Origin of the sequence: Anoxybacillus sp. (genome assembly GCF_036834105.1) — a bacterium.
In the GTDB taxonomy this organism is placed as follows: Bacteria; Bacillota; Bacilli; order Bacillales; family Anoxybacillaceae; genus Anoxybacillus.
This window is the reverse complement of sequence record NZ_DAITON010000057.1, coordinates 1-14471: the sequence shown is the minus strand read 5'-3', so window position 1 is coordinate 14471 and position 14471 is coordinate 1. Positions and strand designations below refer to the sequence as shown.

18 protein-coding genes, 1 pseudogene and 1 other annotated feature are annotated in these 14471 nt (G+C 43.6%); of the genes and pseudogenes, 17 read left to right on the top strand and 2 right to left on the bottom strand.

All coding sequences use genetic code 11. The annotated features are described in order from the left end of the window. Positions 1-123: 123 nt before the first annotated feature. From V7Z64_RS07360 to pheA, 16 genes and pseudogenes are all read left to right on the top strand, one after another. Positions 124-639 (top strand): Ltp family lipoprotein, encoded by a 516-nt coding sequence (locus V7Z64_RS07360; protein WP_297989200.1) that lies wholly within the window; start codon positions 124-126, stop codon positions 637-639. 129 nt (positions 640-768) lie between these two features. Beyond that, positions 769-1071: pseudogene (gene radC, locus V7Z64_RS07355) on the top strand (RadC family protein); the annotation flags it as partial. An 84-nt stretch (positions 1072-1155) separates the two neighbouring features. Continuing rightward, positions 1156-2178 (top strand): rod shape-determining protein, encoded by a 1023-nt coding sequence (locus V7Z64_RS07350; protein WP_003396333.1) that lies wholly within the window; start codon positions 1156-1158, stop codon positions 2176-2178. Between the two features lie 19 nt (positions 2179-2197). After that, complete coding sequence (gene mreC, locus V7Z64_RS07345) at positions 2198-3058, top strand: rod shape-determining protein MreC (RefSeq protein WP_297989194.1); 861 nt, start codon at positions 2198-2200, stop codon at positions 3056-3058. After that, positions 3055-3579: a rod shape-determining protein MreD gene (gene mreD / locus V7Z64_RS07340; RefSeq protein WP_297989192.1), complete on the top strand. Its 525-nt coding sequence runs from the start codon at positions 3055-3057 to the stop codon at positions 3577-3579. Before mreC ends, mreD begins: the two co-directional genes overlap by 4 nt. A 78-nt stretch (positions 3580-3657) precedes the next feature. Then, a complete protein-coding gene (gene minC / locus V7Z64_RS07335; RefSeq protein WP_442885088.1) occupies positions 3658-4308 on the top strand; it encodes a septum site-determining protein MinC in 651 nt (216 codons plus the stop codon). Between the two features lie 2 nt (positions 4309-4310). Then, complete coding sequence (gene minD / locus V7Z64_RS07330) at positions 4311-5117, top strand: septum site-determining protein MinD (protein WP_334109910.1); 807 nt, start codon at positions 4311-4313, stop codon at positions 5115-5117. 93 nt (positions 5118-5210) lie between these two features. Beyond that, entirely contained in the window at positions 5211-5939 is a 729-nt protein-coding gene (locus tag V7Z64_RS07325) for a M23 family metallopeptidase (RefSeq protein WP_297991746.1), read from the top strand. Continuing rightward, positions 5932-6795, top strand: coding sequence for a M50 family metallopeptidase (locus V7Z64_RS07320; RefSeq protein WP_297991749.1), 864 nt, complete (start codon positions 5932-5934; stop codon positions 6793-6795). The genes V7Z64_RS07325 and V7Z64_RS07320 overlap by 8 nt, the downstream gene beginning before the upstream one ends. 44 nt (positions 6796-6839) lie before the next feature. Next, positions 6840-6918: a sequence feature (ribosomal protein L21 leader region), on the top strand. A 14-nt stretch (positions 6919-6932) separates the two neighbouring features. After that, positions 6933-7241 carry a 50S ribosomal protein L21 gene (gene rplU, locus V7Z64_RS07315; protein ID WP_003396311.1) on the top strand — a complete coding sequence of 103 codons (309 nt, stop codon included), beginning with the start codon at positions 6933-6935 and terminating at the stop codon, positions 7239-7241. Between the two features lie 10 nt (positions 7242-7251). Continuing rightward, a complete protein-coding gene (locus V7Z64_RS07310; protein WP_003396308.1) occupies positions 7252-7587 on the top strand; it encodes a ribosomal-processing cysteine protease Prp in 336 nt (111 codons plus the stop codon). A 13-nt stretch (positions 7588-7600) separates the two neighbouring features. Then, positions 7601-7891: a 50S ribosomal protein L27 gene (rpmA, locus tag V7Z64_RS07305; RefSeq protein WP_003396301.1), complete on the top strand. Its 291-nt coding sequence runs from the start codon at positions 7601-7603 to the stop codon at positions 7889-7891. A gap of 89 nt (positions 7892-7980) precedes the next feature. Further along, on the top strand, positions 7981-8529 hold the full coding sequence (locus tag V7Z64_RS07300; protein WP_442885086.1) for a Spo0B C-terminal domain-containing protein: 549 nt from the start codon (positions 7981-7983) through the stop codon (positions 8527-8529). A gap of 27 nt (positions 8530-8556) precedes the next feature. Next, positions 8557-9843 (top strand): GTPase ObgE, encoded by a 1287-nt coding sequence (obgE, locus tag V7Z64_RS07295; RefSeq protein ID WP_021093885.1) that lies wholly within the window; start codon positions 8557-8559, stop codon positions 9841-9843. A gap of 22 nt (positions 9844-9865) precedes the next feature. Then, positions 9866-10306 (top strand): ACT domain-containing protein, encoded by a 441-nt coding sequence (locus V7Z64_RS07290; RefSeq protein ID WP_064214457.1) that lies wholly within the window; start codon positions 9866-9868, stop codon positions 10304-10306. A 14-nt stretch (positions 10307-10320) separates the two neighbouring features. Beyond that, positions 10321-11184 (top strand): prephenate dehydratase, encoded by an 864-nt coding sequence (gene pheA, locus V7Z64_RS07285; RefSeq protein ID WP_297991760.1) that lies wholly within the window; start codon positions 10321-10323, stop codon positions 11182-11184. Between the two features lie 11 nt (positions 11185-11195). Here pheA and V7Z64_RS07280 read toward each other — a convergent pair whose 3' ends face one another. Next, positions 11196-11729, bottom strand: coding sequence for a transcription repressor NadR (locus V7Z64_RS07280; protein ID WP_297991761.1), 534 nt, complete (start codon positions 11727-11729; stop codon positions 11196-11198). Further along, entirely contained in the window at positions 11726-12862 is a 1137-nt protein-coding gene (locus tag V7Z64_RS07275) for an IscS subfamily cysteine desulfurase (protein ID WP_297991762.1), read from the bottom strand. The genes V7Z64_RS07280 and V7Z64_RS07275 overlap by 4 nt, the downstream gene beginning before the upstream one ends. A gap of 91 nt (positions 12863-12953) precedes the next feature. Between V7Z64_RS07275 and nadB the strand changes: the two genes are divergently transcribed. Further along, the coding region (nadB, locus tag V7Z64_RS07270) for an L-aspartate oxidase (RefSeq protein WP_334109899.1) at positions 12954-14471 on the top strand (1518 nt) is incomplete at its 3' end.

Below are 14471 nucleotides of genomic sequence, written 5' to 3'. Positions count from 1 at the left end.
TGAGGTGTTGGTGAAAAGATGACGCCGCTTGGCGTCTTTTTTTTATTTCGACATATTTTGACAAAATCCCCGAAACAATTATGTTATTATTCTTATGTGAAAAAAATCGAGGAGGGATATTCGATGAGTGAGAAGAAAAAGAAAGCTATCTACAAAAGATGGTGGTTTTGGGTGCTAGCTATCGTCATTGTCGTTGGTGTAGCAAGTGGTGGCGGAGAAAGCGGCGAACAGGCGCAGAAAGAAGAGAAAAAAGAAACGACAGAAACAGCAACAACCACAACTGCAACTCCTGAGTCTGAAGAGAAAAAAGAAACACCAGCCAAAGAAGATAATGTTCCAAGAGAATATAAAGCGGCATTAGAAAAGGCGAAGCTATACGCTCAGACTATGCATATGTCAAAAGCGGCAATATACGATCAATTAACATCTGAATACGGTGAAGCGTTCCCGGAAGAAGCAGCGAAATATGCTATCGATCATCTTGAATGGGACTGGAAAGCAAATGCATTAGAGAAGGCAAAACAATACGCCAAAACGATGAATATGTCCAATCAAGCGATTTATGAGCAGCTAACTTCCGAGCACGGGGAAAAATTCACCCCGGAGGAAGCGCAATACGCTATCGACAACTTAAAATGATAAGAAGAAGCCTACTCGTGTAGAGTAGGCTTTTTTTATAACATAGTTCGAGCGATGGGGTGAAATTCCTTCTCCGTCTGTGCTATGATTTAATTGTGTTGATTTGTTTTATTTTGTGTTTATGTCAAGTTCGTTGTGTTATATTTAAATACGAAAAATCAAGTGATGCATAAAAAGACGGTATTTATCGGCAGTTTAAATGCGTCGATTGTTCATCCGCGCGAAGTGTATAAGGAAGCGATTAAACGTTCAGCTGCCTCGATTATTTGCATTCATAATCATCCTTCAGGGGATCCAACGCCGAGCCGTGAAGATATTGAAGTGACGCGCAGGCTCGTGGAATGTGGTCGTCTCGTCGGCATTGAGCTGCTCGACCATTTAATCATTGGTGATAAAACGTATGTTAGCTTAAAAGAAAAAGGATATGTGTAAATCATTCTCTTTTTATCACAATTGCGTTATAATAAATGTCATGAGTTTTTGAAAGCATTTTGTTTCAGAAAGGAAGATACGAACATGTTTGGCATTGGATCAAAAGATCTCGGAATAGATTTAGGTACGGCGAATACGCTTGTTTATGTGAAAGGAAAAGGAATTGTGTTGCGCGAGCCTTCAGTCGTTGCGCTACAAAAAGATACGAAGCAAATTGTGGCAGTCGGAAATGAAGCAAAACAAATGATTGGCCGTACGCCGGGGAACGTTGTTGCTCTCCGTCCGATGAAAGATGGGGTCATTGCTGATTATGAAACGACAGCGATTATGATGAAATATTACATTAAGCAAGCGACGAAAAATAGCGGCTTGTTTGCTGGAAAGCCATATGTTATGGTTTGCGTTCCATCGGGGATCACCGCAGTAGAAGAGCGTGCGGTAATCGACGCGACGAGACAAGCTGGGGCTCGCGACGCTTACACAATTGAAGAGCCGTTTGCCGCGGCAATCGGTGCGAACTTGCCTGTATGGGAGCCGACAGGAAGCATGGTCGTCGATATCGGGGGTGGCACAACGGAAGTCGCTGTCATTTCTTTAGGTGGCATTGTCACAAGCCAATCCATCCGTGTCGCTGGCGATGAAATGGATGAGGCGATCATTCAATATATTCGTAAAACGTACAATTTAATGATCGGGGAGCGTACAGCGGAAGCGATTAAAGTCGAAATTGGTTCCGCAGGTAATCCAGAAGGAATCGGAAGCATGGAAATTCGCGGTCGCGATTTATTAACAGGCTTGCCAAAAACGATTGAAATTCATGCGGAAGAAATTGCCGAGGCGCTGCGTGATACTGTATATGCTATTGTTGATTCCGTAAAAAATACGCTTGAAAAAACACCGCCAGAACTCGCCGCTGACATTATGGATCGCGGAATCGTTTTAACCGGTGGGGGGGCGTTGTTGCGCAACTTAGATAAAGTTATTAGCCAAGAAACGAACATGCCGGTTATTATTGCTGAAAATCCGCTTGACTGCGTTGCAATCGGTACAGGAAAAGCGCTCGATCACATTCATTTATTTAAAAATAAAGCGCGAGATCATCGCTAATGCATAAGAAGGTGTCGTCATGCCGAAATTTTTCTTAAATAAACGGCTGATCATATTGCTTGTGAGCCTCATGGTTCTCGTTGCTCTCATCGGATTTTCGTTGAAAGACCGAAGCGAGTTGACATGGATGGAAAAGTTCGTGAAAGACACCGTTGTTTTCATGCAATCTATCGTGCATAAGCCCGCACAGCTCGTTGCGGGCTTCTTTGAAAATGTGAACGATTTACGCCATACATATGAAGAAAACAAACGGCTAAAGGCTCATCTAGAGCAATACGTTCTTTTACAGTCTGAAGTGGAATCGCTAAAAAAAGAAAATGAACGTTTGCGCGAACTGCTCGATAAAAAAGAAAGTTTACGTGATTTCGTCGCCATTCAAGCAACGGTTGTCGGACGCAATCCTGATCGTTGGGAAGAAACGTTGATCGTCAATAAAGGATCTCAACATGGCGTCGAGAAAAATATGGCTGTTATTACTCCACAAGGATTGATTGGAAAAGTGCGCAGCGTATCCCCTTTTAGCGCAACGGTGCAACTACTTAGCGCAAAAGATCGTCAAAATCGCATTTCAGCCTTTATTCAAGGAGATGAAAACGTATTCGGCTTGATTGAGGGGTATGATGAAGAGCGGGAAGCGTTGTTGCTTAAACGCATTCCGTATGATGCGAAAGTAGAGAAGGGGCAACGTGTATTTACATCAGGACTTGGTGGGATTTTTCCAAAGGGATTATTTATCGGAGAGATTGAAGAGGTCGTTGCGGATGAGTACGGGCTTACACAAATTGCCTACATCAAGCCAGCAGCGAATTTTTATGATATTGACGATGTCATTATTGTGAAACGAAAAATTGATATAGTGCAAGAGGAGGAAGAGCAATGAATCGCTTCTTTCTTTCTTCTCTTGTGACCGTCGTGTTTTTATTTGAAAGCATCATTGTCCAGTTGTTTTCCTACCCGTTATTTGATGTTTATTTGCTCGTCCCGCGCGCTTTGCTCATTGTTCTCGTGTTTATGACGATGTTCGTTGGACAAGCAGAAGGAATGACATATGGCTTTATATTTGGGTTGCTGTATGATGTTGTGTATACGGAAATATTAGGGGCGTATACTTTTGCTTTCCCGCTTATTGCTTATTTAATTGCAAAGGCGATGAACGTTTTGCACAAAAATGCATGGACAGCTTCTTTTTTTTCAATCGTTGCGATTACGTGTGTGGAGTGGTATACATATGCCATTCAACTCGTGATTGGCGGAACGACGATGTCTGCCCCAACATTTTTCCAAGTGCGCTTTTTGCCAACGTTATTTATTCATACAATTGTTATATTGTTTATCGCTTATCCGTTAAAGCAAACGTTGTTAAAGTGGGGAGAGAAGCAGGACGAATCGTCACCTATGTGAAGGAATACAAAAAAATGCGGAGAACTATTCATTGAGGTGAAAGTCGTGGCTGGCAAAGAAAAGAGACCATATGTGTCGATGAAAGGGACGAAAGAAGGGCTGACGTTGCAACTTCATGATACGTGCGCCTATGACGAATTGTTAAAACAAGTAGACGAATTGTTGACAGGAGCAACCCGCGACGAAGAAGGCCCGCTTGTTGCTGTGCATGTTCATGTCGGCAACCGATATTTGACGCGCGAACAAGAGGAGCGTTTGCGCGATGTCATTCGAATGAAAAAAAATTTAATTGTCCACTCGATTATAAGCAATGTCATGACGAAACAAGAAGCGTTAGAATGGAAAAAGAAAAATGAAATCGTATCAGTTGCGAAAATTGTTCGTTCCGGACAAGTGCTTCACGTCGATGGGGACTTACTTTTAATTGGTGATGTGAATCCGGGGGGAACCGTCGTTGCGACAGGAAATATTTTTGTATTAGGGGCGTTGCGAGGCATCGCTCATGCAGGATATGAAGGAAACCGCCAAGCGATCATCGCAGCGTCAATCATGAAACCGACACAATTGCGCATTAGCGATATTATGAATCGAGCGCCAGACTATCGCAGCGAGGAAGGAAATGAAATGGAGTGCGCCTATATTGATGAGCACGATCAAATTGTTGTCGATCGGCTTCAACTATTGATGCATTTACGTCCGAATTTAACTCGTATAGAAGGGAGTTTTTGACAGTGGGAGAAGCGATTGTTGTTACTTCTGGTAAAGGGGGCGTCGGTAAAACAACAACGACAGCCAATCTCGGCACGGCGCTCGCCTTGCTAGGAAAGCGCGTCTGTCTCGTTGATACAGATATCGGGCTACGCAATCTCGATGTCATCATGGGGTTAGAAAATCGCATCATCTATGATCTTGTCGACGTTGTTGAAGGACGTTGCACGATTCAAAAAGCGCTCGTCAAAGATAAGCGGTTTGAGGATCGCCTTTATTTATTGCCAGCTGCCCAAACGAGCGATAAGTCAGCTGTAACACCGGAACAAATGAAGGAGCTTATCGACAATTTAAGACACGATTACGATTATATTTTAATCGATTGTCCAGCAGGCATTGAACAAGGATATAAAAACGCTGTAGCAGGAGCGGACGAAGCAATCGTCGTCACGACACCAGACATTTCAGCTGTGCGCGATGCAGATCGAATTATTGGATTGCTTGAAAAAGAAGAACATATGAAACGTCCACGTCTAATTATTAACCGCATTCGTAGCCATATGTTGAAAAATCATGATATGTTAGATATTGATGAAATTGTGATGCACTTATCGATTGATTTACTTGGCATTATTGTAGATGATGAACAGGTCATTAAAGCGTCCAACAACGGTGAGCCAATCGTTCTCGATCCGAACAGTAAAGCGTCTTTGGCATATCGCAATATCGCCCGTCGCCTTCTCGGTGAATCCGTACCGCTTATGTCGCTCGATGACGAAGAACAAAAAGGGTTTTTCTCGAAAATTAAAAAGTTATTTAGCGCGCGCTAGCACTTCCGGTTGGGAGTGCTTTTCTTTTTCTTATTCATATCTTTCCCCCCTTTCCCATACATATAGTACAAATAGGACGAGAGGGGTGGGAATGTGAGCGATCGAATGGAACATATTCGAAAGCGAATGGCCAAGCGAAAAAAGGCGCGCCAACGTTACGTGCAAACGATGTTGACCGATTGGAATGAAGAAGAAAAATACGGAAATCCAACGGTTGTGACGTATGACGGGGAGCGAGAGCCACCGCTTTTTCGGAAAGATATATTTTTGTTAAAAAGCTTTCTTGCTATGCTTTTATTTTTTAGCGTTGCCATCTTATTTCAATATGACTCCCCGAAAATTGAAGGCGCACGCACATTCGTGAAACGAGCGATGGAAAAAGATTTTCAGTTTGCGACAGTTGCGCAATGGTACGAAAAAACATTTGGCAAGCCGCTTGCATTTTTTAACGTAAAAAAACAAGAAGATGCAACAGCTGTATATGCGTTTCCCGCTTCAGCACGTGTCATTGAAACGTTTGAACATAATGGACAAGGTGTAGTCATTGAAACGGATCAGAAGGTCGTGGCGGTGGAAGAAGGAATCGTCATTTTCGCGGGGGTAAAAGAGCCGTACGGAAAAACGGTCATTGTTCAACATGCGGACGGAAGTGAAACGTGGTATGGAAAGTTATCCGCTATTTCGGTAAAGTTGTATGATTTTATTGAAGCTGGCAAAGAAGTCGGGACAGCGGAGACGGGCGATAAAAAAGGGGTATTTTATTTTGCGATCAAACGAGGGGATCATTTCGTCGATCCGGTTCAGGTGATTTCCTTTGAATAAATGGCTCTCTACAATTACGAATATTCACATTCATCCGCTGTTTTGGTTTATTGCGCTCATTGCGATTATGACAGCGCAATTTCAAACGCTCCTTTTATTGTTTTGGATTGTGCTTTGGCACGAACTTGGACACGTTGTAGCGGCGCACATGTTTTCATGGCGCGTCAAACGTGTCTTACTTTTGCCTTTCGGTGGTGTTGCCGAAATGGATGAGCATGGAAATCGTCCGTTTTACGAAGAGTTGATCGTTACGATTGCAGGTCCGCTACAACATTTAATCATTTTTTTTATAGCATATATTGCTCATCATGCGAACGTCATATCGAGTGAGCTGTACCGCCAATTGCTCGAATACAACTTATCCATTTTGCTCATTAATTTATTGCCCATTTGGCCGCTTGATGGGGGGAAGCTCTTTTTTCTTTATCGCACGGCGCGCACATCGTTTCGACGTGCGCATGAGCAAACCATTTATGCTTCTGCCTTTGTTTTAATGATCTGTTCCGTCGTTTTGTTGATCGTCGCACCGCTGAACGTTAACTTGTGGATCATTGGCTTGTTTTTAGCGTATGCGCTTTGGGGAGAATGGAAGCAACGCACATACGTATGGATTCGTTTTTTACTTGAACGATATTACGGCAAGCGAGTGGAATATGTGGCGTTAAAACGTCTTGTCGTCGATGCAAATGATCCGTTATTTCGCGTCCTTCTTTTATTTCATCGCGGAAAAAAACATGCGATTATTGTGAAGAAAAATCATATAGAAATGGAGCTCGATGAAAACGAGTTGTTATACGCTTATTTTCATGAGAAACGAACAAACGAACCGATCGGACATTTGATTCATACGTATTGACAATTGTTTTCTTTTTATGCTATCATCTTCTATGTTGTGTAGCACCCGTGCTACAACCGCTCAGCTAAGGCTTTTTAAGCGTTCGCTTGAACCGCCTCACAGCTGGCGAGTCTGAGTCTAATTTAGGAGGTGCAAATATGTACGCGATTATTGAAACTGGTGGAAAACAAATTAAAGTGCAAGAAGGCCAAGCGATTTACATCGAGAAAATCGATGCAGCAGAAGGTGAAACAGTTACATTCGACAAAGTGCTATTTGTAGGTGGCGAAAACGTAAAAGTTGGTAACCCTACAGTCGCTGGCGCAACAGTAACGGCGAAAGTTGAAAAGCATGGTCGTCAAAAGAAGATCATCGTTTTCAAATATAAGCCAAAGAAAAACTATCGTCGTAAGCAAGGTCATCGCCAACCATACACAAAAGTTGTCATCGAAAAAATTAATGCATAAGGCGTAAGCGATGATTCGCATCACAGTTCATCGAACGGTAGAAGGGACGATTCGTTCCTTTACGATTAGCGGACACGCTCATTTTGCTAAGCGTGGACAAGATATTGTATGTGCAGGTGTTTCGGCCATTTCGTTTGGTGCGGTCAATGCGATCATCGCATTGACGAACGTGAAACCGATCATTCAACAAGGAAAAGACGGCTATCTTCATTGTGAACTTCCAGCAATCGAAGATGCGAAAGCAGCAGATCATGTGCAGCTTCTTCTTGAAGGAATGATCGTGTCGCTCCAAACGATTGAGCGTGATTACGGCAAATACGTCAAAATAACGACGAAAACAGTGTAGGAGGTGACACGACATGTTACGTTTAGATCTTCAGTTTTTCGCATCGAAAAAAGGAGTAGGTTCAACAAAGAACGGTCGTGATTCAATCGCAAAACGTCTTGGCGCGAAGCGTGCAGACGGTCAATTCGTTACAGGCGGTTCTATTCTTTATCGTCAACGCGGAACAAAAATTTACCCTGGCTTAAACGTAGGACGCGGTGGCGACGACACGCTTTATGCGAAAGTTGACGGCATCGTTCGTTTCGAGCGCATGGGTCGCGATCGTAAAAAAGTGAGCGTATATCCTGTAGTGAAAGAAGCATAAGGAAGTGGAAAACTCTAACCGACTTGGTTAGGGTTTTCTTTTTGTTGGCGTATGTTATAATTATAGTCAAAATGTTTATGGGAGAATGGATCATGGAGAAGCGGTGGACGATTGTGGAGGCATTGCGCCATTCCCGACACGATTGGCTTAATAAAATTCAATTAATTAAAGGAAACTTATCTTTACAGCGGCTAGATCGCGTCAATGAAATCATTCAACAAATTATCATGGAAGCGGAAAATGAAGCAAAGTTAACGAATTTACAAACGGAGCAATTCGCTGAACTGCTTATGACGTACCATTGGCAAGCTCGCCGTATTCACCTCGAATATGAAGTGTTTGGCGAACCGCGCTCGTTACACGCATACGACAATATGCTCGTTACATGGTGTCAACAATTTTTACATATGCTTGAGGAATGTTCCTCCCCGTATGTTGAAAACTATATAACGATTACAATTGACTTAACGGAGAAAGATGTGCGGTTATTTTTTGATTATCGCGGCATGCTTCATGAGCTCGCGAAAGTTAAAACATGGATTCAACAATATAGCGAATACGATGCGCTAGCACTTTGTGAACATGTCGTTCACGAACATGAATTAACCGTATGTGCAATCATTCATCTTTTTGAATAAAGATGGAAAGATCGGAGGAGAAAAAACATGTTTGTTGATCAAGTGAAAATATATGTGAAAGGTGGCGACGGTGGAAACGGAATGGTCGCGTTTCGCCGTGAAAAATACGTGCCAAAAGGCGGACCGGCTGGAGGAGATGGGGGAAAAGGAGGGGACGTTGTTTTTGTTGTTGATGAAGGATTGCGTACGTTAATGGATTTCCGCTATCAACGCCATTTTAAAGCTCCACGCGGTGAACACGGCATGTCGAAAAATCAGCATGGGAAAAATGCAGAAGATTTAATTGTTAAAGTACCTCCTGGGACAGTTGTCATTGATGATGAAACGAAAGAAGTTATTGCCGATTTGACAGAACATGGACAACGATTCGTCGTTGCTAAAGGTGGGCGCGGTGGACGAGGGAATACTCGATTTGCGACTGCATCAAATCCTGCGCCAGAAATTGCTGAAAATGGCGAGCCAGGTCAAGAGCGTTACGTGACGCTTGAATTAAAATTGCTTGCTGATGTAGGGCTTGTCGGGTTCCCGAGCGTTGGTAAATCGACATTGTTATCTGTCGTTTCAGCTGCGAAGCCGAAAATTGCCGATTATCATTTTACGACAATCGTTCCGAATTTAGGCGTTGTACAAACAGAAGATGGACGCAGTTTTGTCATGGCTGATTTGCCAGGTCTTATTGAAGGGGCGCATCAAGGTGTCGGGCTCGGGCATCAATTTTTGCGCCATATTGAGCGGACGCGCGTCATCGTTCACGTCATTGACATGGCCGCGATGGAAGGGCGCGATCCGTATGAAGACTATTTAGTTATTAACGAAGAGCTAAAGCAGTATAATTTACGATTAACGGAGCGACCGCAAATTATTGTTGCGAACAAAATGGATATGCCGAATGCTGAGGAACATTTGCGCCAGTTTAAAGAAAAACTAAACGAAGACGTTCCGATTTTCCCTATTTCAGCAGTCACACGCCAAGGGGTGCGCGAACTGTTATTCGCGATCGCTGATTTGCTTGAAACGACGCCGGAATTTCCACTCTATCCGCAAGAGGAAGAAGCGGTTCATCGTGTCGTTTATAAGCTTGAAAAGGAAGAAGCGCCGTTTCATATTACGCGTGATGATGATGGAACGTTTATTTTATCAGGTGAAAAAATTGAAAAGCTATTTAAAATGACCGATTTTTCAAGGGAAGAATCAGTACGTCGATTCGCGCGGCAATTGCGCTCGCTCGGAGTCGATGACGCGTTGCGTGCGCGCGGAGCAAAAGACGGTGACATTGTGAAGTTGTTAAATTACGAATTTGAGTTTGTCGATTAATGCGAAAGGGGGCGCTTGTGCGGTGGACAAAAAGTTTTATTTAGTGCGTGAGGACGTATTGCCGGAAGCAATGAAAAAAGTGCTGGCCGCAAAAGAATTAATTGAACGTAAAAAAGTAGATTCTGTCGCTGATGCTGTACAGCTCGTTGACGTCAGCCGAAGCGTGTTTTACAAATATCGTGACGCGGTATTCCCGTTTCATACGATGGTGCGCGAAAAAATCATCACGCTTTTTTTCCATTTGGAAGACCGCTCAGGCACCCTTTCGAAGCTATTAAGCGTCGTCGCTGGAGCAAATTGCAACGTTCTTACGATTCACCAGACGATTCCGCTTCAAGGGCGTGCGAACGTGACGTTATCGATTAGCACGAGCGAGATGACGATGACGATTGATGAATTACTTTCCCAACTAAAACAGTTGCCTTTTGTTGAAAAAGTCGAGATTCTCGGTTCAGGGGCGTAGAGAGGAGAGAAACGGTGAAAATCGGATATTTAGGGCCAATGGGGACGTTTACGCACGCAGCTGTTGAAGCAGTGTTTCCCCATATGGAGAGCGTTCCATATCATACGATTCCACAATGTATGGATGCGGTGCGTGACGGTGACGTACCGTTTGCTGTCGTGCCGCTTGAAAACGCACTTGAAGGTTCTGTCAATTTAACAATTGACTATTTAATTCATGAATGCAATTTGCCGATTGTTGGGGAAATTATTGCACCGATTGAGCAACATTTGCTCGTCCACCCCGCTCAACTAGAACATTGGGCGCAAGTTGAACGCATTTATTCCCATTCCCACGCCATTGCTCAATGTCATAAGTTTTTACATCGTTATTTAAAACATGCTACGTATGAATACGTCACATCAACAAGTGCAGCAGCGAAATATGTCAGCGAACGACCAGAAGAAAAAATTGCAGCGATTGGCAATCGTCTCGCGGCAAAGCAGTACGGGTTAACGATTGCGAAAGAAAACATTCATGATTATGACTACAATCATACACGCTTTATCGTTTTACATCGTGATCGTTGCACATTGCCTGTGAAAGAGAAAGAGGACGGGTTTAAAACGACATTAATGGTCATGTTGCCGAAAGATCAAGCTGGAGCGCTTCATCAAGTGTTATCAGCGTTTGCATGGCGGAAACTAAATTTGACGAAAATCGAATCTCGTCCTGCAAAAACAGGATTAGGGAACTATTTCTTCATTATTGACATTGATCAAAAAATGGACGATGTTTTAATTCCGGGAGCTATTGCAGAACTCGAAGCGCTCGGGTGTACGGTGCAAGTGTTAGGAAGTTACCCGTATTATATGGTGAAAAAAACATCCCTCGTGTAAGGGATGTTTTTTTATTCGATTAAAAATCCTGCTTGTTTGAGCGCTGCACATGCTTCATCTAGTTTTTGCGCACAATCCGCTTCAAGCGTATGCAAATGAACTCCATCTGTCAGTTGGGATAAGTAGGCGGATTTCGTCTCATTAATCTTTTGAATAAATTCGTCGACTTCTAACCGATTGCTAACCATAATGGACGCTGTTAAGTCTCCGTATACAGGATGCTCAATTTTTACGTCTTTTACGGTGACACCATGGTCGACGATCGTATATAGTTCATCTTTCGTTTGTTCTGGTGTGTGACAACAAGCGATGATGCGCGTATACGTATGGGCAGAAGAGGGAGACAAATATAAGTATCCTTGGCTTGTTGCGATAATCGGTTCGTTTTTTGCTTTTAACAGCGAAATATCTTGAACAATGACTTGGCGGCTCACATTTGTTTTATTTGCCAATTCTGTTCCTGTCATCGGTCGTTTTGTTTCTTTCAACCACTGTAAAATAAGTGCTCGTCGTTCTTCCCCTAGTATTTTTCTCTCTTTTTTCATCGTAACATCCTTTCCTTTTGAAGCTGTTCAAGCACAGAAACAACCGTTTCAATCTCTTTTTTTGTTGTATGCACACCAAACGAAAGGCGAACAAACTGTTTCGCTTCATCCGCTTCCTTACCGATTGCGATCATCGTTTTAGACGGCGCTTGCTTTCCGACTTGGCATGCGCTTCCGGTAGAAATAGCAATGCCGTGGCGATTGCAGTGTAACATAACATATTGTCCCTCAAAGCCGTGAACGAGACAGCCGATGATTTGTGGCAGTTGGTTCGTTGGATGTTCGAACACGGTAATGGGCAACTGCTTTTCATTTATTTGTTCAACAAAATAACGGCGCAATTCGTTCATTTTTTGTTGAATGATTTCCCTCTTTTTTTCCGCCTCCATTGCAGCTGTTGTAAACGAAGCGATGCCAGGTACGTTTACCGTCCCAGGTCGAAATCCGCCTTCATGCGTCGTGTTCGGTAGCCACATATGCCAGGGAACGCGCGGATGGATGTAAACAGCCCCGACCCCTTTCGGACCATAAATTTTATGGCTAGCGATCGATATGCTGTCAACGTGTAGCTGTTTCACATCTATCGGTATTTTACCAAAAGTTTGTACACAATCGCTATGAAAGACAATTTGTTTTTTCTTTAATAATTCGCCAATTTGTTTTAATGGTTGAATCGTACCAATTTCAGAATTCGCATGTTGAATAGAAACGAGAATGGTGTCGTCCGTCAACGCTTGTTCTAACGCTTGGACATCAACTTGCCCGTAACGATCGACAGGGACATACGTAATAGAAAAGCCTTCTTGTTCAAGCTGGGCACACACCGCATGAACGGAGGCGTGTTCGACGCTTGATGTCACAATATGTTTTCCTTTATGGCGCTGAGCATAAGCGAGCGAACGAATGGCGAGGACGTTCGCTTCTGTTCCCCCGCTTGTAAAGTATATTCCTTTCTCCTCACCGCCAATGAGCTGAGCTATTTGCTGTCGGCAAATGGTAAGCAGCTCGTTAGCAGCTGTTCCGACGTCATGTAAACTACTTGCATTTCCGAAATATGTTTTGGCACTTTCTACATAAACTGCTAAAGCTTCTTCACTCATTGGCGTTGTTGCAGCGTAATCGAGATAAATCATCGCATTCACCACTTCCCAAAACAAAAGTCTTGTCATCAGTTTAAATATATGTCAATATAGGTGTCAAGACAGTATGAAATGGAGGAGCATCATGCATAAAGCAGATGTGATTATTGTTGGTAGCGGCCTCGCAGCGCTAATGGTTGCCTACCATTTATGTGAGCATGAAAATGTGATTATTTTCACGAAGTCTAATAAAGAGGTAAGTAACTCTTGGCTTGCTCAAGGGGGGGTGGCTGCGGCCATTCACCCTGCGGATCATTGGTTATCTCATTATGAAGATACGATTACAGCGGGATGTGAACATAACGATGATGAAGCAGTACTCATTTTAGTTCAAGAAGGACGAGAGGCGATTGAACAGTTTATGCATCTCGGCTTTTCATTTGATGTTGATGAGCGTGGGGAACTGCTTTTTGGGCGTGAAGGCGCGCATCGCATGAGACGCATTTTACATGCCGGGGGTGATGCGACTGGAAAAAATATGGTGGCATTTTTATTTGAGAAGCTTTCGAGTCGTGTTTTATTTATTGAAAACGATCCGGTCATTGATTTGCTCGTAAACGACGGACGTTGTGTTGGCGTGCGAACAAAAAACGGCCTGTATGTAGCCGAAGCGACAATCGTTGCAACGGGCGGCATTGGACAGTTATATACGTTTACGTCGAATGTGGAAACGGCTACAGGCGATGGAATTGCCATGGCGTATCGGGCCGGCGCTGCCGTGGCTGATATGGAATTTGTACAATTTCATCCGACGATGCTTTATGTAGATGGAAAGGCAGTCGGTCTCATTTCCGAAGCGGTACGCGGTGAAGGAGCGACGTTAGTGACAGACGATGGTCGACACGTCATGGATGGGGTGCACCCACAAAAAGATTTAGCGCCACGTGACATCGTATCGCGAGCGATCGATCGTGAAATGAAAAATGGCCATCTCGTTTTTTTAGATATTTCAGCGATTCCGCATTTTTCATCTCGTTTTCCGACGATCACTTCCCTTTGTGAGCGCTATCAAATAAACTGGCGAAGCGGTCTCATTCCTGTTGTGCCAGGTGCTCACTTTTTAATGGGCGGCATCGTTGTGAATGTTGACGGTGAAACAACGTTGCCGGGGTTATATGCTGTTGGAGAAGCGGCATGTACAGGTGTGCATGGTGCAAACCGTTTAGCGAGCAATTCGTTGCTTGAAGCGCTCGTTTTCAGCCGGAGAGCAGCACATTGTATCTTGAAAAAAAAGGAGCAGCTTCCCGCAATAAGTGAGTATGAAAATGATGGAAAAAACGTACGTGTCCCGCTACCGACGAAAGAGCAAATTCAGCAAACGATGACCGAATGCGTTGGCATTGTGCGCAATTATGATCAACTGTTAGAAGCAAAACAATGGTTTGAACAATATTCGCTTTTTGATCTAATCCATTGTGCGCCGCCGTACGATGATGAGGAGCGAACGATCGTAAATATGTTGATCGTCGGTTGGCTTATGACAACTTCCGCTCTACAAAGGAGAGAAAGTCGAGGGGCTCATTATCGAAGCGATGAACCGTTTGAGCGACAGTATTGGGAAAAACGGCGCATCGTGCGCACGAAAACGGAGCATCTCATGAAG